Genomic DNA, 24,004 nt, shown 5'->3' with positions numbered 1-24,004 from the left:
GATGGCTTGTTCCAGGTGAAGCTGAGCGAGATCACCCCCTTTAGCCAAACCCATTTCAGCGGTGCGGACCGCTGGATCGGCATCCAGGTGGGCGCAGGGGCCGAAATGAGTCCCCGCACCAAGATCTCCAGCGTGGGCTATGCGATGCAGGCCCTGGAGACTGACCCGACCTGGGAAGGCGATTTGGGCCCTATTGGCTCCATCGGCAGAACTGGCTTCGTTGGAATAGGAACATTAAGCCCTCAAGCCCCGCTGGAAGTGGCTTCCACCGGTATTCCGCATATTCGTTTAACGAATGTTTCAGCAGGAGGAGATTATGTCCAAAAAATCACCTTCTGGAAAAATGAAACGGAAAAATTTGCCATAGGATATGATCTCTGGGGTGAAGGAGATGATTTATTTACCCTGTACGACACCAATCTGCATGGACCCGTGTTCAATATTAAAAATGGACGTGTAGGGATCAATACAACAAACCCCACCGCCCTGCTCCACACAGAAGGCACAGGCACGGGGGAAGGCAATGTGGTTTTTGTTGGTGAATATAAGTCCACATCCCCCGGGGCACCCCCGGTATCCGGGGCTGGTACACGGATGATGTGGTATTCCGATAAAGCGGCTTTCAGGGCTGGACGGGTTAGCTTAAACCAGTGGGACCAAGGGAATGTAGGAAATTATTCTTTTGCAACGGGATTTGAAACAACTGCTTCAGGAAACCTTTCCACAGCAATGGGATATTTTTCCACAGCTTCGGGTTATTACTCAATCGCAATGGGAAGAAGTTCCCTTGCTTCAGGAGTAAATTCTACTGCAATAGGCGATGGTGCAACTGCTTCAAGCCTCACCTCTGTTGCTGTAGGAAGTTATAATATCGGTGGAGGAAATCCTTCCACCTGGGTTGCAACCGACCCCATTTTTGAAATAGGTATCGGAACATCAGGTTCAGACAAAAGAAATGCCCTGACGGTACTTAAAAACGGCAACGTGGGCATTGGCACCATCGACCCGGTCTATCGCCTTGAAGTAAAATCGCATACCAATGGAAGTTACGGAATTGCAGGGTTTTATGATTCGGATGACAGACCAAAAGTAATAATCCGGCAATCGGGTGAAGCAGGTTTCTCCTATGGGGCAATTCACGTATATGACGCTACTACCCCGGAAACAACGGTTTTAATTTCAGGATATGGAAACAACTATTTTAATAATGCAGGAAATTTCGGTATTGGAGCAACAAATCCTGGATATAAGCTAACGGTTTATGGAACTGCCTATTGCAGTGCTGGGGCCTGGACCGGATCGGATATCCGCTGGAAAAAAGACATCAGCCCGATGAACCAGGTGTTGCCACTGGTGATGGAATTGAAGGCCGTAAATTATTTCTTGAGAACCGAGGAATTCCCCGAAATGGGCTTCTCCACCGACCCCCAGATCGGCCTGATCGCCCAGGAGGTGGAGAAGATCTTCCCCCAACTGGTATCGACTGACCCCAATGGCTTTAAATCCATTGCCTACGATAAACTCAGCGTCCTTCTGCTGGAAGCCCTTAAAGAGCAGCAGGCAGAAATCGGAGAGCTTAACTCCCGATTTGAGCGACTGGAAAGGACGCTGGAAAACCTTGTTGAGAAGTGAGAGATGAGTAATGAGAAAGAAGATGAAAACCCTGATTTGTGAACATTTGTGGAACTTAACATTTGTGCCATTTGTGGAGAGAAATCCTGTCCACAAATTCACACAAATGAAAAACACAAAATGACACAAAGAATCTCCCCAATGACTAATAATCATTGACCTGACAACATTGACAACATTGACAACAATTTTCAAAGAACCTCCCCCCAACCCCCTCCAAAGGGGGAGTCCGGGCAGTAACCTTGAACCTTGAACCTTAAACATTGAACCTCAAACCCCTAACCCCGAACCTTAAACCTTGAACCAATGAAGACTCCGATCCTTTTCGCCTTTGCCTTGATGCTAAGCATCGGTCTTTCTGCCCAGTCGTACACCCTGCGGCAGTACACCTTTTCGACGGGTTCCAATCCTGCCGCTGCCCCCGCCTCGGCCAGCTACACCCTGCAGGGCAGCGTGGTGGGCGGCCTTTCAGGACAGGAAGCCATCAGCACCAGCTATCGGCTTTTGCCCGGCTATTACCTGGGAACCCTTACTGTTCCCTTTCCTCCCGGACTGCTGAGCCTGAAGGTTTTCCTTGAAGGGCCTGCAAGCCCCACCACCCCAGTTATGAACACCAACCTCAACACCAGCGGCTACCTGCCCCTGAGCCAGCCCTACAACCAGGCGCCCTGGAATTATGCAGGCACCGAAGCCTTTTCCACTCCCCCGGCAGGAGTCGTCGACTGGGTACTGGTTGAACTGCGCGACGCCCCCGCACCTGCTCAAGCCACTGCTGCCACCATAGTGGAGGGCTGGCCCAAAGCACTCCTGCTGAAAAGCGACGGCAGCATCACCGAAACCGATGGCGTGACCCTGCCTTCGCTGCACGGGCTGACGGTCGAGAACGAACTCTACGTGGTGGTGCGTCACCGCAACCACCTGGGGGTGCTCTCTGCCGGAGCACTGATTTATGCCGATGGAAGCTACTCCTACGACTTCACCCAGGCACTCAAAATGGCCTTTGCACGAGAGGACAAGGCAGCATACCTCAACGGCCATAAGCTCCTGCCCAACGGCCTCTACGGGATGTTTGGCGGCGATGGCGACGGCAATGGCCAGATCCAGACCCAGGACAAGAACAACATCTGGAACCCCCAGTCGGGCCTCAGCGGCTACCGGGCAGGCGACTTCGACCTCAACGGACAGGTTCAGACCCAGGATAAGAACAACATCTGGAATCCGAATAGCGGGATTGGAAGCTCGGTTCCGCAGTAAGGAGAAGGGAGTGGTGAGAAGTGAGTGGTGAGTCAATAGAAAACCGAAGAAAGCTGTATTTGTGAACATTTGTGGAGAAAAATCCTTTCCACAAATTCACACAAATGACGAACACAAACTGACACAAAAATCTCCCCAATGACTAATGACCATTGACCTGACAACAATGACAAAAATGACAAAAATTTTCCGGGAACCTCCCCCCCAACCCCCTCCAAAGTGGGAGTAGGACCTTGAACCTTAAACCTTGAACCAATGAAAACCCCCATCCTTTTCGCCCTTGCTCTAATGCTGAGCAGCAGCCTGCTGGCCCAGGAATTGGCCACAAGCGAAGAAACCCCCGACAAGGCCACGGCAGTGCCCGCGACCATCGATTTCCAGGGACGGCTGTACGACAGTGGCGGCAGCCCGGTGAACGCCACCCTGAGCATAAAATTCTCCCTGTATGACATAGGTTCAGGAGGCACGGCCCTGTGGACGGAGACAAAGTCGGTGCAGGTGACTGACGGGCTGTTCCAGGTAAAGCTGGGCGAGGTCACGCCCTTTTCCCAAACCCATTTCAGCGGGGCTGACCGGTGGCTGGGCATAAAGGTGGGTACAGAAGCCGAAATGAGTCCTCGGACGAAAATCTCCAGCGTGGGTTATGCGATGCAGGCCCTGGAGACCGACCCCACCTGGCAAGGCAATGCCGCTGCCACCGGACCCGTGGGACGAATGGGAAGAGTCGGGATTGGGGTTGATGTCCCTGAATTCGACCTGCATGTGGTTGGAGCACCTTCCCCGGATAACTATGGCGTAGTAACTGTTGAAGGGATTAAAGAATCCGGTTATACCGGAGCTGAATTTCGTGCAAGAATCAATGGAAATTTTGCCGCTTCCTTTGGCAGCGACAGCAACGAAGACTACCTCTTCGGCTTTAGGAATGACAAGCCATTAAAAATTTATACCAGCCAAACCGAGCGAATGAGGATTTCGCCGGAAGGTAATGTGGGTATTGGCACTATTGAACCTCTATCCCGGCTCCACGTGAAAGGGGCCGTGGATAATCCTGCGAACTTCGGGGTCATCCTGGTGGAAGGCTACCTGGAGGGAGGATATACGGGCGCTGAACTGGGCACCAGGGTCAACGGGGTGCTGGGCGTCTCCTTTGGCAGCGACACCTATGAAGACTATATCTACGGCTGGAGATCCGATAAGCCCCTCAAGCTCTATACCAACCAGCTGGAGCGCCTCCGGATAACGCCAACAGGCTACGTGGGGATTGGAACCACAAACCCGGGCGCAATGCTGGAAGTGGCAGGCCAGATCAGAATTACCGGGGGAGGACCCGGCCTGGGGAAGGTACTCACTTCGGATGCCGGGGGGCTTGCCTCCTGGCAGGAAATCCCGCCCAGTGGGCTGAACCTGCCTTTTGAAGGCAGTGCCCTCACCACAGAAATTGGATCGGCCGCTTTCAAGGTATCCAATCCGGGCACCAACCAGGTGGTGGCCATCACCGGCCACGCTACCGCTACAGACAATGTTGCCATGGGCATCTATGGACGGTCGGATGCTTACGATGGAAGGGGAATCTATGGCGTTGCAACCCACCAAACAGGTTTTACTTATGGGGTGGTGGGTTCGGCACAATCTTCAAACAGGGCCTATGGCGTTTATGGGACTGCCTCTTCAGCTTCCGGGATCACTTATGGGGTGTATGGGGGTTCAGCATCTTCAGAGGGGACAGGGGTTTATGGCACTGCAACTTCAGCAACAGGAAACACCTTTGGCGTATTTGGATATTCATCTTCAAACTATGGTACAGGGATTTATGGCTATTCGGTGAGCCCATCAGGACCCACTTACGGGGTCTACGGAAAAACAGAATCTTCCGGGGGCCATGCCGTCATGGGGTATGCAACCTCAAGTTCAGGGACGACTTATGGGGTTGCTTCCTTTGTTAATTCTCCCAGTGGATATTCGGGTTATTTTAATGGCGGCCGGTTTTTTGTGGACGGAAATGTCGGGATCAATGCATACAATCCCACAGTTAACCTGGATATAGCTGAAAGTGGAATCCCTCAAATCAGGTTGTCAAAAACGGCCGGTACGGCGCATACCCAAAAAATCACCTTCTGGAAAGGCTCTACCGAGAAATTTGCCATTGGCTTTGATCTTTGGGGCGATGGGTCCAATTTATTCACCCTTTACGATACCCCTAACAGCTCGCCCGTTTTGAACATCATCAACACCAGGGTTGGCATTGGCACCACCAGCCCAACCCAAAAGCTGGATGTAAACGGAACCGTTCGTATCAGAGGCACGACAAGCGGTACCGTATTTACCGGGGTGTATGCCGATTCCAATGGCAACCTGATTTTGAGTACTTCTGACGCCCGCCTGAAAGAAAACATCCTTCCGCTTCAAAATAGCCTGGAAAAAGTTATGGAATTGCAGGGGGTTTCCTTTTCCTGGAAAGAAGCACCGGGAATGGGGAGGCACTTTGGATTTATTGCACAAGAATTTGAGCAGGTTATCCCCGAGCTCGTTATTACGAATCAAAACGATGGCTACAAGGGGATAAACTATGAAGAAATTACCGCCCTGCTTGTTGAATCCACCAAGGAACAACAGGAAATAATAAAAAGCCTGAAGGCTGAAAATGAACAACTCAATGCTCGCCTGGAAAGGCTGGAAAGAGCGCTGGAAGGCCTTGTTGAGAAGTGAGAGCATGTGATGATGTGATGATATGGTAATTTGATAATGAGAGGATTAGCAGATTTGAGGATTAGCAGATTTTGCCAAAAGCCAACAGCCAATGGCCAAAAGCCACTATTGGCATGGAGCAAGACCCGAAACCTGAAACCTGAAACCTTTTGATTTACGATTAACCCAGCCTGCCGGCAGGCAGGAATGACAACCCCTAAAATCTAACCCTATGAAAACCCTTATCATCCTCGCCCTTGCTCTGATGCTGAGCATCGGCGGCCTGGCCCAGGAAGTGGCCACCAGTGCAGAAACCACCGACAAGGCCACTGCAGTGCCCGCGACCATCGATTTCCAGGGGCGGCTGCACGACCATGGCGGCAGCCCGGTGAACGCCACCCTGAGCATCAAATTCTCCCTGTATGATGTGGGTTCGGGGGGCACGGCCCTGTGGACGGAGACGAAATCGGTGCAGGTCACCGATGGCCTGTTCCAGGTGAAGCTGGGTGATGTCACGCCCTTTAATGCCAGCCATTTCAGCGGATCGGACCGATGGCTGGGCATCCAAGTGGGTGCCGAAGCCGAGATGAGCCCCCGAATGAAGATCTCGAGCGTGGGCTATGCGATACAGGCCGCCGAAGGAGGTTTAACCTTGCCTTACGCAGGAGAAGGTTCGGCTGCCAACGCCATTTTTAAAATAGTCAACAACGACACCTCTGGAAGTGGAATCTATGGGATCAGTAGATCGACCTCCCCAACCTTATCTTTGTATGGTGTCAGGGGAGATGTATATTCCAATCTTGGCTCCGGCCTTGTTGGAGCCGCATTCTCGAATGAAGGAACAGCCTCAGGCGTCACGGGACAGTCGCAGGCCATCAATGGTTCAGGGGTGTACGGCAGGAATATTACAAATTCTCTTACAGGAACTTCATTTGGGGTTTATGGGGTTGCTGAAGGTCCCACAGGAACGGGGGTCAGCGGCATTGCGGGTTATGCAAGCGGCAATACCAGGGGCATCAGGGGATTGGTTGCTTCTCCCGACGGATATTCCGGGTATTTTGAAGGGGGAAGGTTTTATGTGAGTGGGAATACCGGGATTGGAACTCTCAACCCTGCATATAAACTGGATGTCATTGGATCATTCAGGGCCACGGGATTGACCCTTCAGGATGGGAGCCAGGGGGCTGGTAAGGTCCTGACCTCCGATGCTTCAGGACTGGCTTCCTGGCAAACACCCCAAGGCTTTACATTGCCTTTCGAAGGCTCTTGCTCTAACTCTGATTATGCCTTAAGTATAAATTATTCAGGAGGAGCCGATGGGTCTGGAACCGGTATTTATCTTTATTCTCCTGGCTACACTGGAAATGTTACGGGGATTAATTCCAGTGTTATGTCCAATGCTGGAGTTTCAATTTCAGGTTATAGTTTTTCCTCTACTGGCCAAACAACTGGAATTTTTGGTGGTTCTAACTCTGATGAAGGCATAGGCATCCACGGAAAGGCAAGTTCAGGCACCGGGGCAAGCATTGGTATCCTGGGCGAAGCCCAGTCTTCTGGAGGAATAGCTATTCTTGGAAGGACCTTATCCACTTCAGGAAACCCAATCGCAATCAAAGGACACGCTCAAAATGGTGTTGGATACTCTGGTTATTTTTTGGGAGGGCGTTTTTATGTGAGCGGGAATACCGGCATTGGAACAGAAAATCCCTCTGCTAAGCTGGAAGTGAATGGACAGGTGAAAATTACCGGAGGCAGCCCTGCTGAGGGCAAGGTGCTGACTTCCGATGCCAATGGACTGGCCTCCTGGCAGCCCCTGGGCAATCTTTTACCCATCATTGATACATTGGCTATTTATAAGGGCGCATTGATTGAAGCTACAAATAGCTCTGATGGCGGAATCCATTCCGATGTGGTTGGCCTAAAAGGCGTATCATCCTCTGAATTACAAGCCGGGGGCAGAGGCGTCTGGGGGGTCGTCTATGGAACAAGCGGTGCAGGCGTCCAGGGAAATGCTGCTGCTTCGACCGGTGAGGCTTCAGGGGTAAAAGGTTTTTCTGCATCAACTTCAGGAATCGGGGTTCTTGGCCATGCTTATGCAACCCTGGGATCAAACATCGGGGTAAAAGGACAATCTTCATCGACCAGCGGATTTGGCGTGTGGGGTGAAGCTACTGCGTTGAGTGGCTTTACTTGCGGGATTTATGGTACCGTTAACTCTCCCGACGGTTTCTCAGGCTATTTCAGTTCCGGGAAATTCTTTGTCAGGGATAATGCAGGATTCGGAACCTCTGTTCCCTCCCAAAGGGTTCATATCAAGGGAAGTGCTCCCGGAAATGCAGTATTGTTCATTGAGCCCAACCAATGGGCCGCTACTGGCGATTACGGGGAAATCAGGTTTGGGGATTCGAACCATTACATTAGGGGAGAACACACCAGGGGAATGACCTTTTTTGATGCAAACAGATTTACTTTTTCGGGAGGCAATGTGGGAATTGGGACCGACAATGCCAGGGCAAAACTGGAGGTTGCAGCCAATGCAGGCCCCAACCTGATCATCCACGATTCCAATGGCAGCAATGACCGGCCCGGCATCCAATTCACAAACAATAACATCCACTTTATTGGGGGCGATGATCTGTCGGAGGAGATTTTTGGAATCTATTCCCAGTATGGCAACACCAGAACTTATGCAGCCAGGCTGAATATCCATGGCCCTGCTACCGAAAACTGGGGGAAACTCCTGAGTCTTACACACGATGGCAGCCATGGCAGGATCAGCACCGATGCGGGATACCTGGTCCTGGAGCCTGCCGGGATGCGGGTGGGCATAGGCACCGATGCGCCAACCCAAAGCCTGGACGTCAACGGCACCCTCAGGGTCAGGGGCATGACCACCGGAACCTCGGCTGGCACGGTCTATCGCACGGCTGATGGGACCCTGATTACCGGTGCTTCCGACATCCGCTTGAAGGAAAACATTGAAACCCTCAGCGATGGGCTTGCCAAGATCCTGCAGCTTCGCGGAGTAAGTTTCTCCTGGAAAAATGACCCGGCACAGGCACGCAGCATCGGCTTTATCGCCCAGGAATTTGAGCAGGTCATCCCCGAACTGGTATTCACCAACCCCGTGGACGGATACAAGGGGATATACTATGCCGAGCTTTCAGCCGTGCTCGTGGAAGCCATGCAGACACAACAGGACAAAATTGACCTGCTGGAACAACAAAACCTGGAACTCAATGCCCGCCTCGAACGGCTGGAAAGAGCGATGGAAAGCTTGAGCGAGAGATGAGAGATGAGAGGTGAGAGAATGTGAGAATTAGCAAATGAGCAGATTTTGCCAAAAGCTTAAAGCCAAGGGCTAAAAGCCATTTGTGAACATTTGTGGAACTTAACATTTTGGCCATTTGTGGAGAAAAGACGGTCCACAAAAACACACAAATGAAAACACAAATTGACACAAAAATCTCCCCAATGACTAATGACCATTCACCTGCCACACGATTTCAGATTAACGATTTTTGATTTTTGATTTTCTAAAACCCTGAACCCCAAACTCCAAACCTGAAATCCGCTGGTTAGTGGACAAGCTCTGAAACCTTACAATCCGCTGGCCAGCGGAACAACAATGACAACAACGACAACCCTGCCTGCCGGCAGGCAGGAATGACAACAATAAAAACTTAAACTTATGAAAACCCTAATGATCATCGCCCTTGCCCTGGTATTGAGCAGCGGCGTGCTGGGCCAGGACAGGCCCAGGGAAAACCAGCGAGTCCAGCAGGATGTGACTCTTGAGAAACTCTCCATTGTGCCTGATGCCATCGATTTCCAGGGTCGATTGCAAGATGCCCTGGGAAGCCCTGTAAACGGCACCCTGAGCATTGCCTTTAAGTTTTTCAATGTGGAAGCAGGGGGAACCCCTGTATGGTCAGAGACCCAATCCGCAGTGGAAGTGATCGATGGATTATTCCAGGTGAGGCTGGGTTCAATGAACCCGATACACCCCGACCTTTTTATCGACGGCGAAACCCTCTGGCTTGCCATCCAGATTGACGGTGAAGCCGAGATGAGCCCGCGCATCCATTTTGCCAGCACAGGATACGCGATGAAGACTTTTGAGAGGGACCCCACCTGGATTGGGAATGCCAATCCGGAAGACCCCATCAGCCGCCTAGGGAACGTGGGTATTGGACTGTCTGATCCTCCTGCAAAACTCAGCGTGGGAGGGGTTGGAAGCAATCCGGCAATCCCCGGGTCCACTTCGGTTGGGTTACTAAGCCTTCGAAACCAGGCTTATGAAGCCATCGATATCGGCAAAATGGAAGTATCCCCATATACCGGATGGATCCAGGCCGGCTATAACCAAGTCGAAGCTGACCCCTTGTCCCTGAACCCCCTTGGAGGATATGTCGGCATTGGAACCAATACGCCTACCCAACTTCTGGATGTCAGCGGAACCTTTCGTTTGAGGGGGCATCTGTTCGACTACAACAACACTTCAGGCACCAGCGGACAGGTTTTGACGCGAGATGCCAGTGGGGTGCTCTGGCAAACCCCGGTCACCGGCCCTTGGCTGATATCGGGTTCTGATATTTTCTTCAGTGCAGGAAAGGTCGGAATTGGCACCATTCCGGGGGGAGACCAGCGCCAGTTCCAGGTGCATACTGAGAACTACCAGGCAATTGCCGGCATAAACAACAGTGACGTTTATGCCACCCTGTATGCCCAAAACGATGGAACCGGGCCTGCCGCTGATTTCAGAGACAGGATCCGAATCCTGGATGGCACACAGGGAGCAGGGAAAATCCTGACTTCCGACGCCAATGGTTTTTCCTCCTGGCAAACCCCGGCCTCAAGCCCCTGGCAGGTCAATGGCGACAACATCTTTTATAATTCTGGAAAAGTAGGCATTGGCGGTGATCCGGGAACCTCCTTCAGGCAATTACAGGTTTTCGGGGTATCCAATATCGGCATTTATACCTCAAACACTTCCAGCACTTATGCCACCTTGTTTGCGGAAAACCTGAGTTCAACCGGGGGAACAGCTGCCAGGTTCCAGGCCCCCAATGGCACGGCTGCAACTTTTGTCGGGCCCATCCATATCGCCGATGGGACACAGGGGACAGGGAAAGTCTTGACTTCCGATGTCAACGGCTATGCTTCCTGGCAGACCCCGACCCCTTCCCCCTGGCTTTCCAATGGAAGCAATATTTACTTTGATGCCGGCAATGTAGGCATTGGGGGCGCCAACAATACTTCCATTGCGCGCCTCCTTGTGAAAACCACCGGATCAGAAGTCCTCGGCCTGGAATCTTCAACCGCCAGTTTCTGGCTTGCCTTTTATAATTCCGGAGTCAGAAAAGGCATCCTTTGGGTTAGCGGTAATACCTTGAATTTAAGGAGCGATGAAGGCGATGTAGCTATAAAAACCAGTGGAAACAATACCCGGCTGACCATCGAAGATGACGGAGATATTTCCACCCCAATAACCGGTGCCGATAAAAACATCGTTCCCGTTGCCTTTGGGTATGTCAACCAGCTTGGACAATTGAATGAGGCAATATCCACAAGCAATGTCAGTTCTTCCAGAACAGGTTCAACTGGCACTTACAATTATATTGTTACCATTTCGGGTGTTGCTACAAGTTCTTTCATTGCCCTGGTAACCCCAGGAGGGACCTATAATTCTTATCCAAGAGTTACATACACGGGCAATACTTTTGTGGTTAACTTCATGAGCCACGCAGGAAATGAGGGACAGGCAAATAATTTCAGTTTCGTGGTTTTTGCACCCTAACCTTGGAAATGTTCACTTAATTTAAATAAGGCGCATTCATAATGTTTAAGATTTAATAAAAAAAAAGCCCGGCAGCAATCCCCTGCCGGGCTATTTCTTTTTTCGTATTTTTGCCGGGTCCAGTTTTTTCCCAATTTCCAATGAGATCTATGAAAAACCTCCTGCTTTCCTTTCTGATCGTAGCTCTGGGTCTTAACGCTTTGGCCAGCAATAACTGGCAGACCTGGTACGAAGCCCACGACAAGAACCAGACCCCCCGCTATGCCGAAACGGTTGAATACAGCAAGCGATTGGCAGAGGCTTCGCCCATGCTTCAATACACCACTTTTGGGCAGAGTCACCAGTTGCGAGACTTGCCTTTGCTGATCCTTGACAAGCATGGCAATTTCACCCCTGAAACGGTGAAAGCCAGCGGAAACCTGGTCTTGCTGGTCCAGGCTGCCATTCACCCGGGTGAGCCTTGCGGCAAGGATGCGGGACTGATGCTTTTGCGGGATATTGTGATCGATGGCAAATACCAGGAGCTCCTGGAAAACATCACCCTGTTGTTCATTCCAATTTTCAACGTGGATGGCAATGAACGTTTCGGTCCCTATAACCGCATCAACCAGAACGGTCCCGAAGAAATGGGCTGGCGCACCAACGCCCGCAACCTGAACCTCAACCGCGACTTCCTGAAAGCCGACACTCGGGAGATGCAGCATTTCCTGGAACTCTGGAACCAATGGCAGCCCGATTTTTACCTCGACACCCACGCCACCAACGGGGGCGATTACCAGTACCCGATGACCTATATCATTGAGATCTTTGGTGGGATGGAACAAGGCCTTACGGACTGGTGTGCGCAAGAATTCCTTCCCGAATGGGAGCAGCGCATGGAAGCCAGTGGCTATCCCACTTTCCCCTACGTGACCTACCGCAACTGGCACGACCCACGCAGCGGCCTGATGTCGCGCACCTCCCCTCCTGCCCTGTCGAATGGTTTCGCTGCCCAGCGAAACCGCCCCGGGCTGCTGCTTGAAACCCATATGCTGAAACCCTATCACATCAGGGTGGAAGCCACCTATTACAGCATCCTCCACACGATGGAAATGCTTCATCGTGACCACGATACTTTCCGCGAACTGGTTGCCAGGGCCGATGCTTTTACTGCTTCCCCGGAATTCAGGAAACAACCCTTTCACCTTAATTTTCGGACGGGCACTGACAGTGTGATGGTTGACTTCAAAGGCGTTGAGTATGAAAAGATCCCCAGCGATCTGAGCGGCGGAGAATGGTTCATTTATGAAAGCGATAAACCATTGACTTTTCAAATCCCCTGGTTTTACAAACAAGAACCCGCAGTAAGCGTGATTTTGCCCGAGGCTTACATCATACCTGTGCAATGGTATGATGTGATTGAAAGGCTTTCCTGGCAGGGCATTGAAATGCAGCGGATTGAGAAGGATACCGTAATGGAAGTTGAGTCCTACCGGTTCAGGGATGTCAGACTGGCCAATTCGGTCAACGAAGGGCGCCAAATGGCCAGGTTCACGGCTTTACCAGTAACCGAAACCCGCCATTTCCCTGCTGGATCGGTCATCGTCCCCATGAACCAGCCGGGCGCCCGAATGGTGGCCCACGCCCTCGAGCCAGATGCACCCTCCTCTTTTGCTGCCTGGGGTTTTTTCAATGCAATCTTTCAGCGCACCGAATATTTTGAAAGCTACGCCATGGAAGCCATTGCCCGCCAGATGCTTGATGAGGATCCCGGTCTAAGAGTCAGATTTGAAGAAATGAAAGCCAGTGATGCTGCCTTCGCAGCAAACCCGCGGGAAATCCTCAACTGGTTTTACGAGCAATCCCCTTACTACGACCCGGCTCATAATGTTTACCCTGTCGGCAGGATTATGAGATAATTGGCAAGCTTGTCAAAAGGAGGGTTTCAGTAATATTTTTATTATAACAATTTATTATTCAGGGGTATAGAACAAAAACTAGTTCCCTGACTCTCCTCTATTTGTACATGAAAATATATTTTTAAAATCTATCTCTTTATCTAAAAACATAAAACCTTCTCCGTACCATGCTCGTACCATGCTCGTGTGTGGTTCAAGTGGACACGACCAAAGTGAGACCTTGGACCATATTTTAGGGGGTTAATGTATATGGAAGGGATAAAAAATAAAAAGTCCGGGAAACAATCGTAAGGTTATTCAAGCGTTTAGGCTAAATCTTGAACATCAGACTTTGAACCTTAAACGTTTTTTTCAAAGACAACCTTCCCGTCGCCCAGATCGTAGAAGTCGCTGAAGCGGGCGGCCTCTTCATATCCTGCCGAAAGGTAAAAGCCGCGGGTGGGGTCGTATTTGGGCATGGTAGAGGTTTCGATATAGATCTTGCGCCCATTCATCTGTTTGACCAAAGCTTCTGTTTCTTTCAGCAGGCTTAGTCCTATGCCCTTTCCCCTGGAATCCTGATGAACAGCAATCCAATAGAGGTCAAAACTACCAATTGTGCATGGAATCGGCCCAAAACAGGCAAATCCCAGTGTTTGTCCATCCATTTCAGCAAACAGGAAATGATAACCACTGGCATCCCCTTTTTCCAATGCCTCCCCAGCCAATTCAACGGCTACTTCCACTTCATCCTTTCGGAAAAAGCCCGAGGAATCTATAATGGAACGAACGGTTTCCAGATCGCTTTCAACCACCTCCCGGCGAATAGTAAATTCATTGTTTTTGGTCATCATATTGCTTACTGTTTACTGCACCAATAATCTGCTCCACCAATTCCTTTTGTGAAAACCCTGCCCTGTTTGCCGCAGCAACAAAACCTGAATCAGCTGAAATACAGGGGTTGGCATTGATTTCGAGCACGAAGATATTCCCGGCCTCATCCACGCGGAAATCGACCCTTGCATATCCACTGAGGCCAAAGACCTCCCAGCAGCGATAGCAGATATTTTTCAGTTCTTCCAAGAGCGGGAGGTCTTCGGCTGGGAAATCAAAGCTTCGATTTGTATTGGCGTATTCAAAAGAGTCCTCGTGCCATTTGGCCTTATAGCCGACGATGCGTGGCTTGCCCTCGGGGTAAGTAAAGCGGATTTCGGCAGGGGGAAGTACCACCGGATTATGCCTGCCCCCCAGGATGGAAAGGTTGAATTCGCGCCCGTGAATGTATTGCTCGGCAAAGAAATGTTCAGGGTGCTTTTCCCTTTTCAAACGGTCCAGGATTTCCTGCCGGGAGGTGAACAACAGTTTCTCGTTTTCATCCAGTCCAAAGGAGGCGTGCTCCCAGTTTGATTTCACGATCCACTGGCCTGGTGCAACCTCCTTCAGCTTATTTAAAGCATCAAATGAATAATAGCCGGCTGTTGGAATTTCAGCCTGAAACATGATGTCTTTGGCAAGAATTTTGTTGGTGGTGATATAGGTGGCATCGGCCGAACAGCCGGTAAATGGCACGTTAAAATGTTCAAACAGGAAAGGTGCCATATGGACCAGACGTCCGTTTCCAAAGAGGGTCTCCACCAGGTTGACCACAAAAGGAGGGTTGAATAATTCCAGGTTTTCCTGAAGTTCAGTCAATGCATAGGGGAAAGGGATCACCATTGCCTGATAGCCCAATGTATTCAAGCCCGCCTTAAAAAATTCAACTTCATCCAATACATCAAGTTCATCGGGCGGGGCATTGTCTGGTAAGGGGCTGTGGAAAATCAGGACAGGGGGTTTAGGGAAGTCAATTTTATCCATTATTACAGCTCAGGTTTTCGGATGGTAAAGACCCTGACGATGTTAAATCCAAAATAAATGTCGCCTTTTAGCCAATCACCGGTGGTTTCGGTTATAAATGCCCGTTCGAACATGGGGCGGGCGTTGGTAAAGTGCAACTGAAATATATGCCCCCCGGTTTCAAGGTCAAATCCCAGGGAAAGCATGTTGTTGAAATCCTGAGCGGTTTTCTCGGTAATAAGGTAGTAATATTCGGCATTAAAGGTGATGCGATTGGTCAGGCGAACCCTTCCCCCGGCACCCATGGCAAAGATATCATTCGGATCGGCAATTTTCTCCACAAGGTTCTTATGGATCATTGTTGGGGTTAATTGCAACGAAAGGAAATTGGAAAATTTTCGGGCAATGAGAATCTGGTAAACATACGACAGGCGTGAAGTGAAATAATTTTCCCTGTCGGGATAACGCCACTCAAGGGAGTTTAAATAGATTCCCGAGAAAGCTGACAAGGAAATGGGCATGGTCTTAGCACCGCTGCTTTGCCGCAGGATCTTATACTTGGCAAAACCATCGAAGGTTTTTTCGAATGAGCTTCTGCCAACCGAAAGGGTAAGCCTTTCAGTCAGCCCATATTCCAGTCCAAGGCGAATGGTTGACTGATCGAGGCCGAAGAAGTTGTAAGCCCCTTCGTTCAGCCGCCCAAAGTGGTGACTGATCACAAACTTCAACTCCCCGTGCGGAGGATTTTCAATGGATTGTCCATTGACAATCCGGGTTGTTTTAAAGGTGGCGAAGGCATATTCGGTTACGGGTTCTTCCTCCCCGAATAGGTCCATCAAATCCTGCCCCTTTCCCTCGAAAACGAAGGAAAGGAGCAGTATTCCAATTATCAGCGAAAATCTGGGTCGCATGATCAGCTTTTTTTCAGTGCAACTTCAACGGTAATTTCAATGGTTTCCGAAATATTATTGGCCACAGCCGAAGGAATGCTGATGTTGTAATCAGCCAGCTTAATAATGAACACACTCTTGCCAATGACCTCATCGGCTTTCACTTCAATGGTGCCTGTTTCCAGAACCTCCCGGGTGACATCCTTAATAGTAAGACTGCCCTCAACCTTCACGTTATAAACGCCTGGTTCAGAGAAATTCACCTCACTGATGTTCACCACTTTACCCTGGAAAGACGCATTGGGATATTTATGCGATTCCACATAATTCTCATTGAAATGTTCCTGCATCAGGGCCTTTTCAAAATTAAAAGAGCGCATAAGCACCCGGAACACAAACTCACCGGTAGTTGGGTTCAGGGCACTGTTCACCTGGCGATTGACGGCTTCAATATTCTCGAGCGGAGCTTCCGAATAGAACCGGATATAACCGTTGCGGGTGATATAAGGCTGAGCCATAAGACTCGTACTCATTAACAATAACAGGAAGGCGATTAGCATTTGATTTTTTTTCATAAAGCATCAAAATTGGTTAAACAAAAAAAGAATTAATCCACGATGGAGCAGTTTTCCATGATCACATCGGTTCCGTTAAATCCGGTAACATATCCTTTGATGGTGAGTTGAGTTCCATCACCCACCTCACTGATGGTGGCGGCATGGTTTTCGAGCATGGTACAACGGACGCCTTCCGGTCCGAACATACCCTCGCCGAATGAAAACATTGCAATGGTCAGTTCACCTGCTGTTTCCGTTCCATAAAGGACACCATCAATTTGAACAACTTTACCGGTATAGGTCTGGTTTGCGGATTCTTCATCCTGCAAATAGTCCATATATAAAGTTTCACCAGAAATGCTCATTTCAGGTTTTGCTTTCTCATAATTTACATGGGGTTTGTTATACACAAAAAAGTAGACTGCAAGACCTGCAATCAGTCCTACCAAAAGAAGGCCTGAAAGTATTTTAAATAATTTGCTCATCATGCTAATTTTTTTAAGGGTTATTTTTCTATTGCGGGCTTCCTGCTTCAATCCAGGCTGCAATCTTCTGAAGATCGCAATCGGGGAGTTTATTTCCTCCCTTAGGCATGGGTGAAAAACCTGACAGATGGTTTATGGCTCCATTCAATTTCCCGTTATTCACGATGACCATAAGGTTGTTGTAAGTATCAGTCATCACATTGCCTGAAGGGTTAGAGGCGTTATGGCAACTATTGCAATGGGATTGCATTAAGCCTGCCACAAAACCCTGGTAGGTGACATTTTCTGTATCGCAAGGGGTATTGCCGGGATATAAGTACTCTTCGCTGTCGTAATAGCAGCCAGAAAAAAGCAGTAAAAAGAAAATTGCCGGAAGAATTCCCGGCAGGTTTCTGAACTTTGAAGACTTAATTATTTGGTATTCCATTGTCAATCCATTTTTGGATTTGGTCAATATGACACTGGCTAATCTGATTTCCTGAAGGGGGCATGGGTATATAACCCGAAAGATGCCTAATGGCTCCCATAAGCCTTCCTGAATTAGCTGCCGTTGCAACCGCATCATAATTATCCAGAAGTACTCCACCTGAGGGTGAAGCTCCACTATGGCAACCCACACAAGCATTGTTTTGCAAAATGGGAAAAACAGTTTGGGAAAACGTTACATTTTCCAGGTCGCATTCACCTTCATTGCAGGTCAGGTCTTGCGCTCCCTGCATAATCCAGGTAAAAAACATCTGAATTTGTTCAGATGTAAGGGGTGCGTTTGGCGGAGGAGGCATCCGTTTTTCCAGATCCGTTTCAATAAGGACCTCATACAAGTCACTTCCGCCGGGATTTCCAGGACGAACATCTGCAGTAGCAACAACAGAGGCGTAATCTGTAAGCCGAACACCATCCGCCTGTGTTGTGGCATCGTGACATCCGGAACGGGCACAGCTATTGGCTAGTATGGGGAGTAAATCGCGGCTAAAATAAATCGTGTCGGGATGGCATTCATTCAAAATTGGATCATCATCGTCATCATCAACCACAATAGGTTCATGCTTACAAGAATGAATGGAAACTATGACTGCGCCCAAGAAAAAAACAAGCAAAAAAAGGAAGTTTTTCATAAGCCATGGGAAAAGACACCATAAATTTAGCCATAATAGGCTAAGAAATGCAAAAAAATTAAAAGCTTCTCAAAAAAATCCTCTGTTTAGCAGCATCCAGAATAGATTTTATCAGATCAATGAAAGAGATTCCTGCCTGGGCTGCCAGGATAGGAAGGTCGCTGTGAACAGGATTCAGACCGGCAAGGGGGTTCACCTCCATGAAATTGGGAACACCATACTGGTCAAGGCGAAGGTCTACCCTCCCCCCATCGCGGCAACCCAATCCACGCCAGGCTGCAAGCGCCACTTCGCTGCATTTGTCATAAAGTTCCCTTTCAGGGACCACGTATTCAATGTAATCCTCGTAATGGGCCTTGTTGTGGTAGGAATAAATACCCGTGTTTTCATGCTGATTGTAAATAACTTCCATCATCCCAATGACTTTTGCATTTTCAGCATTTCCTATGACTCCCACGGTGATTTCCCTTCCGGGAAGGAAAGTCTCTACCAGCACTGGCTGCCTGAAGCGCTCCAGGCGATCGAGGCAAACGACTTTCAGCTCAGCAAAGTTCTTCACCTTTGAATCTGGTCCAATGCCCTTGCCGGTGCCCTCAGAAACAGGCTTAACAAACAAGGGATAGGGAAGATCAACCCTTGGGATATCGGCTGCCATTTCCACAACGGCAAAAGGGGCAGTTGGTATGCCCAGGTCGCGGATCAGGCGCTTGGTCATCCCTTTATGGAGGGTCAGGGCAAGTACCAGGGCATCGGAAAAGACATAAGGGATATCAAAAATATCGAGGATGGCGGGCACCTGTGCTTCTCTGCCATTACCCAGCACGCCTTCACAAATATTGAATACAAGGTCCCAGCGTTCACCCTGATGCAGACGGTTTAGCAATGCCTTAACGTTTCCAATGCGTACCACTCGGTGGCCAAGGCTTTCAAGGGCATCACTGATACCCTGAATGGTTTCAGGCACATCAAATTCAGCAGCCGCCTCCTCGCTGAATCCTTCGGCCAGGTAATCATCTTTTAGATCGTAAGTAAAACCTATAAACACAGATTTACCAGAATTAATTAAGAGGAAAAAATCAATCAATAACCCAAGAGTCTGGTTGCAAGAATAGATCTCTTAAGAAATCATTCTGCATCCTTAAAAAAGAAATTCAAGTTGTACATTCCATACAATAGGCCTTAGTTCCAGACCGTATCGTGAATGCCCTTGATAAAGTGCTGGGCATTTGGGCCTAGTGTTCTGTTGAGGTAACCTCCCTCCTGGACCACCAGTGCAGGGATGTGCAGGCTGCCAATCATCCGGCCGTTCTTTTCGAAGTCTTTGGATGTAAAATTGAAAGATCCAGTTGGGTCACCTTTTGCAGTATCAATACCGAAAGCGACCACCAGGAAGGCAGGTTCAAATTTCTCCACAAGGCGGAGCGCATCAGAAAGCACCATTCGGTATTCCTGGGTTTTTATGCCTTCTTCAAGGGGAAAGTTATGATTAAAGCCAAGACCATCCCCTTCTCCCTTTTCTTTTCGATAGCCTGAGAAATATGGGTAGGTCGTGGAAGGATGGCCATGCAAACTAAGGGTCATTACATCGCTGCGCTTGTAAAAGATTTCCTGTTGACCATTCCCATGGTGATAATCCACATCCAGAATGGCCACTTTACCGTATTGGCTTAGGTAATTTGCAGCGATGGCAGCAGTATTGAGATAACAGAACCCTCCGTAAACGCGGGTTTCAGCATGGTGCCCGGGGGGGCGCACCAATGCGTAAGCAAGGGGCTCACCATTCAGGAGTTCGCCTGCACAAGTCAGGGCACAATCCACTGCCCCCCTTGCCGCCTCCCATACATTCCGATGAATCGGTGTGAAGGTATCTATACAATAATACCCTGTCTGAATCTCCAGGTCCCGGGGCTTCCGGTCAGGGTTTCGGATTGGAAAGATGTAGGGATATATGGAGCGTCCTTCAGGCGTTGCCGCACTTGCCTCTTTCAGAAAATCCACCAGGTCAGGGTTGTGCACCTGGCGGATATGTTTTTCCGGGAAAAACTGGGCGGGCAAGGTTCTTACCAAACCTGTACCTTCAAACGCCTTTAACACAGAACTAATCCTAACAGGAGCCTCCACATAGCCACGTTCTTTGACATGATGAATTGCATGATGTTCATTATACACAAGCGGAACCGGTTTCCCTTGATGAAAAGGAGCATTGAAAAAGCGGTTCACTGGCTCACGGAAATATTTGAAAGGCCTCAGCTGAATTGGGTCATCAACAATAGAATCAAGCACCTTAGAAATATACTCCTTGGGGCAATAATCCCCATACTTCCGGTTAAGAATAGCATCCACCACTGACTTAAGATACTTTGCTGAAGGCAGGTTTTGCTTATCCAGGGGATCGAACACCATATAGGGTGGGCATGTGTTACCTTCTTTAACAGGGGTTTCATAAAGGGTATTCAAAATTGGCCTCGCACCAAATCGTTCATAAAACTTAAGGCGGGCAGCATTTTGCGCAATGAGTTCATCCTCATTGCAAAGGGCTTGGTCATCGGGCAGGCATTCCATAAAGATCCCTTTGACCTTCAGAAGGATTGCCTCTTCACGGCAACGCTCATAAAGGGCACTCCCAATACCCCCGGGGGCATCTTCCTTGCGGGTGGCAATGAAATCAAGGAAACAGAATGCCCTGTCAGGTGCATACATCAGTAAAGCGAAACCCTTCACTTTTCCACTGTTGTTTTCGGCCACAAAGAGTGTTGCACGGAAACGGTACTTTAGCGGGTTTTGTAGTTGCTCGGAAATTGCCTGAACCTTTTCTTCCTTAACGGCAGAAAACTGGCTCCGCATGATTTCCTTCACCTGCTCAACGGCCAGGCGATTCATGGGATAGAGGTCATCGGTAACCCTTCGGATTCGGAACATAACAGCTGATTTTGTGGTTTCTGATGAAATGTCTGGATAATACTAAGCAAAATCAGTTAAACAACTTTTGCCCAACACAATTTCAACTATTAAAGTATATTCGGATAAAAGAACCGTTTGCCTTCATAGTTTCTCAGGATTACTTGTCCATTCTCTTTACCCTGAAAATAATCAGGCAGCAAAGGAATCTTCCCTCCCCCACCAGGCGCATCGATGACATAATGGGGTACAGCGTAGCCCGAGGTATGTCCCCTCAGGCCATCAATGATCTCCAAACCTTTTTCGACGCTGGTGCGGAAATGCGCTGAGCCAAGGATCGGGTCGCACTGATACAGGTAATATGGCCGCACCCTGATTTTCAGCAAACCTTGCATAAGCTTCCGCATGGTTATCACCTCATCGTTAATGCCCTTAAGCAGCACAGTTTGACTCCCCAGGGGAATGCCCGCATCAGCCAGCCGGTTGCAAGCCTGGGAGACTTCTGGGGTCAGTTCATCAGGATGGGTAAAATGGATGCTCATAAATATAGGATGATACTTCCTGAGAATCGAAGTAAGGGCTTTTGTAATGCGTTGAGGCAATACCACAGGAACTTTTGTCCCCAGCCTGATGATCTCAACGTGAGGGATTGCCCTTATGGACGCCAGCAGATATTCAATATGACCATCGGGTAAGGTTAACACATCTCCACCGGAGATAAGGACATCCCTGATCTCTGGATGCTCACGGATATACTGGAAGGCTTGCTGCCAGGCAGCAGGCCCCACGTGGCATTTTTCGGACGCCACCATATGCGAACGCGTACAATAGCGGCAATAGGCGGAGCAAAAACCTGTGGAAAGGAAAAGAACACGATCAGGATAACGGTGAACCAGATTGGGAACAGGGCTGTCATGCCCCTCTGAAAGTGGATCAGAGGCTTCCCCGGGGCTGACAAGAAACTCATCAAATACAGGTACAACGGTTCGCCGGATTGCCTGATCAGGGTCACTGCAATCGAGCAAGCTTGCATAATAGGGCGTAATGCGCAATGGCAAACTGTCATTTACCCCTGGGCGGGGTTTGATTTCATTCTCTCCCAAGTTCATTATTCTGGAAAGGGCTGTAAGGCTGGTGAAGCTATTTCTTACCTGCCACTGCCAACTGCTCCAGTCCTTTAGGCTGGTACCCGGGAAAAAATGTCGAAGAAATCGTAATGAACGGTCAGAAATTACCGTTCTACCTGGAGAGGTATTTAAAACAGGCTTCGAAATGGATAAACCGCTGGGAGGTTCATCGGTCTCATTGGCCATGGAGGCCTCCTTGCTTTCAAGCAGGGGCCCCCGGTTAAGCTCGGAAGCTTTCATTTAATTTCTTAATGAGCGTTTTTAGTTTTTTTAAGGCCATTTATTTCTCAAATCCTTGAAAACCCTGATAACTCAGAAGTATTCCAAAGCCTGAAAATCACCACAAAATTAAATCATTTTCAGATACAGAATACATGTCGATACTTTTTTGCAAAAAAAAATTCTTATTTTTATATGACTATATATCAACATATTATAAAATATTTTTTTAGAACTTTGGCAAAATTCTATTATGAATGCTTTGAGGGGAACTTTAAGCCTCAAAAAAATTATCATTTGGAAATGACCAAGATAGGAATTTAATCTTTGGCTGTTCTTTTGGACAGAATCAGCAGACCAAGAAAGGTGATTAAACCATTTACGATTAGAATCTCAAACCCAAATTTGTAACCCCAAAGCAGGCGTTGGGAGTTCAGAGAAATTAAATAACTCAGGACAGGTGAAAGGATGGCTACAACAGGCACCCAGCGATCCCTAACCCGAAATTTTGTATATAATCCGAAAAAAAACAGCCCGAGCAAAGGCCCATAGGTGTATCCGGCAATAGTAAACAGTTTGGAAATAAGAGCTTCATTGTTAATGGCCCCGTATCCCAGGATAATCAGCATTACAAGAATTGCAAAACCAATATGCACTAAATAGCGGGTTTTCCGGATATGTTCCTCTGTGATTCCGGGCTTACGCTTCAGGCCAAGAAAATCAATAGTGAAAGTGGTTGTCAGGGCAGTAAGGGTTCCATCAGCACTGGAATAAGCGGCTGAGATCAGGCCAAAGAAAAAGGTCAAACCGGCCACCAAACCCAGGTGCTGTAAGGCAAGTGTTGGAAACAACTCATCAGAGGTCTGAAAAAAAGTAACTCCGTGGGCATTGGCGTAAAGCCATAATACTGCGCCCAGAAAAAGGAACAATAGATTAACAGGGATCAGAATAATCCCGAAGGTGAGCACATTTTTCCTGGCATCCTTAAGATTTCGGCAGCTAAGGTTCTTCTGCATCATATCCTGGTCCAGGCCTGTCATCACAATAGTAATAAATATCCCTGCAAAAAACTGTTTCAGAAAAAAACGGGGATCCGTATAGTCATTAATAATCATTTTGGTGTACCCCTCCTGCCGGACGGTTGAAATGAGCTCACTGAAGTTCATACCAAGCGCTTTGGCAACAATAATAATGGTTATAATAACGGCAGTTATCATAAAGGTCGTCTGCAAGGTATCGGTCCAGACAATGGTTTTAATACCCCCTTTAAAGGTGTATAAAAGGATCAGCAACATGAACAGGGCCACAGTAAACCACATAGGAATTCCCCAGGCATCAAAAACAAAAAGTTGCAAAACATTTACGACGAGAAACATCCTGAAAGAAGCTCCTATCAGCCGGGAAAGTATAAAATAAAATGAACCGGTCTTATAGGAGGCCATACCAAAACGTTCCTCCAAGTAAGAATAAATGGTGGTTAAGTTTAATCGATAGTACAATGGTAATAACACAAAAGCAATTACAACATAACCTACCAGGTAACCCAACACAAGGACCATGTATGAAAATTGCTCATCTTTCACTAAGCCAGGAACCGACATAAAGGTTACCCCTGAAAGGGAAGCGCCT

General features: G+C 48.7%; 17 protein-coding genes. 6 read left to right on the top strand and 11 right to left on the bottom strand.

The window, feature by feature from the left end; all coding sequences use genetic code 11:
• The 6 genes from V2I46_12905 to V2I46_12880 all read left to right on the top strand — a co-directional run.
• A partial coding sequence (locus V2I46_12905) for a tail fiber domain-containing protein (protein MEE4178397.1) occupies positions 1 to 1,632 on the top strand: 1,632 nt, incomplete at its 5' end.
• A gap of 306 nt (positions 1,633 to 1,938) precedes the next feature.
• On the top strand, positions 1,939 to 2,886 hold the full coding sequence (locus V2I46_12900; GenBank protein MEE4178396.1) for a hypothetical protein: 948 nt from the start codon (positions 1,939 to 1,941) through the stop codon (positions 2,884 to 2,886).
• A gap of 255 nt (positions 2,887 to 3,141) precedes the next feature.
• Positions 3,142 to 5,592, top strand: coding sequence for a tail fiber domain-containing protein (locus tag V2I46_12895; GenBank protein MEE4178395.1), 2,451 nt, complete (start codon positions 3,142 to 3,144; stop codon positions 5,590 to 5,592).
• A gap of 211 nt (positions 5,593 to 5,803) precedes the next feature.
• Positions 5,804 to 8,863 carry a tail fiber domain-containing protein gene (locus V2I46_12890; GenBank protein ID MEE4178394.1) on the top strand — a complete coding sequence of 1,020 codons (3,060 nt, stop codon included), beginning with the start codon at positions 5,804 to 5,806 and terminating at the stop codon, positions 8,861 to 8,863.
• 399 nt (positions 8,864 to 9,262) lie between these two features.
• Entirely contained in the window at positions 9,263 to 11,371 is a 2,109-nt protein-coding gene (locus V2I46_12885) for a hypothetical protein (GenBank protein ID MEE4178393.1), read from the top strand.
• Positions 11,372 to 11,520: 149 nt separating this feature from the next.
• Positions 11,521 to 13,269: a M14 family metallopeptidase gene (locus tag V2I46_12880; protein MEE4178392.1), complete on the top strand. Its 1,749-nt coding sequence runs from the start codon at positions 11,521 to 11,523 to the stop codon at positions 13,267 to 13,269.
• 338 nt (positions 13,270 to 13,607) lie between these two features.
• Here the strand turns inward: V2I46_12880 and V2I46_12875 are convergent, their stop codons facing one another.
• From V2I46_12875 to V2I46_12825, 11 genes are all read right to left on the bottom strand, one after another.
• Positions 13,608 to 14,102 (bottom strand): GNAT family N-acetyltransferase, encoded by a 495-nt coding sequence (locus V2I46_12875; protein ID MEE4178391.1) that lies wholly within the window; start codon positions 14,100 to 14,102, stop codon positions 13,608 to 13,610.
• Positions 14,083 to 15,105, bottom strand: a complete 1,023-nt coding sequence (locus V2I46_12870) for a hypothetical protein (GenBank protein MEE4178390.1) — start codon at positions 15,103 to 15,105, stop codon at positions 14,083 to 14,085. The genes V2I46_12875 and V2I46_12870 overlap by 20 nt, the downstream gene beginning before the upstream one ends.
• Positions 15,106 to 15,107: 2 nt before the next feature.
• Complete coding sequence (locus V2I46_12865; GenBank protein ID MEE4178389.1) at positions 15,108 to 15,995, bottom strand: DUF5777 family beta-barrel protein; 888 nt, start codon at positions 15,993 to 15,995, stop codon at positions 15,108 to 15,110.
• Positions 15,996 to 15,997: 2 nt separating this feature from the next.
• Positions 15,998 to 16,549 carry a YceI family protein gene (locus tag V2I46_12860; protein MEE4178388.1) on the bottom strand — a complete coding sequence of 184 codons (552 nt, stop codon included), beginning with the start codon at positions 16,547 to 16,549 and terminating at the stop codon, positions 15,998 to 16,000.
• Between the two features lie 32 nt (positions 16,550 to 16,581).
• Positions 16,582 to 17,016, bottom strand: coding sequence for a hypothetical protein (locus V2I46_12855; protein ID MEE4178387.1), 435 nt, complete (start codon positions 17,014 to 17,016; stop codon positions 16,582 to 16,584).
• Positions 17,017 to 17,044: 28 nt separating this feature from the next.
• Complete coding sequence (locus V2I46_12850) at positions 17,045 to 17,443, bottom strand: cytochrome c (protein ID MEE4178386.1); 399 nt, start codon at positions 17,441 to 17,443, stop codon at positions 17,045 to 17,047.
• Positions 17,424 to 18,131: a c-type cytochrome domain-containing protein gene (locus V2I46_12845; GenBank protein ID MEE4178385.1), complete on the bottom strand. Its 708-nt coding sequence runs from the start codon at positions 18,129 to 18,131 to the stop codon at positions 17,424 to 17,426. The genes V2I46_12850 and V2I46_12845 overlap by 20 nt, the downstream gene beginning before the upstream one ends.
• A gap of 58 nt (positions 18,132 to 18,189) precedes the next feature.
• Positions 18,190 to 19,176 carry a hypothetical protein gene (locus V2I46_12840; protein ID MEE4178384.1) on the bottom strand — a complete coding sequence of 329 codons (987 nt, stop codon included), beginning with the start codon at positions 19,174 to 19,176 and terminating at the stop codon, positions 18,190 to 18,192.
• 134 nt (positions 19,177 to 19,310) lie between these two features.
• Entirely contained in the window at positions 19,311 to 21,050 is a 1,740-nt protein-coding gene (locus tag V2I46_12835; GenBank protein MEE4178383.1) for a hypothetical protein, read from the bottom strand.
• Positions 21,051 to 21,139: 89 nt separating this feature from the next.
• The gene (locus tag V2I46_12830) at positions 21,140 to 22,396 is read right to left on the bottom strand and encodes a KamA family radical SAM protein (GenBank protein MEE4178382.1); all 1,257 of its coding nucleotides are present in this window, start codon (positions 22,394 to 22,396) and stop codon (positions 21,140 to 21,142) included.
• A gap of 299 nt (positions 22,397 to 22,695) precedes the next feature.
• On the bottom strand, positions 22,696 to 24,004 hold a 1,309-nt coding region (locus V2I46_12825; GenBank protein ID MEE4178381.1), incomplete at its 5' end, for a sodium:solute symporter.

Source organism: Bacteroides sp. (genome assembly GCA_036351255.1).
GTDB lineage: Bacteria > Bacteroidota > Bacteroidia > Bacteroidales > UBA7960 > UBA7960.
The sequence above is the reverse complement of the archived record's forward strand: the minus strand, read 5'-3'. Positions and strand labels throughout refer to the sequence as shown.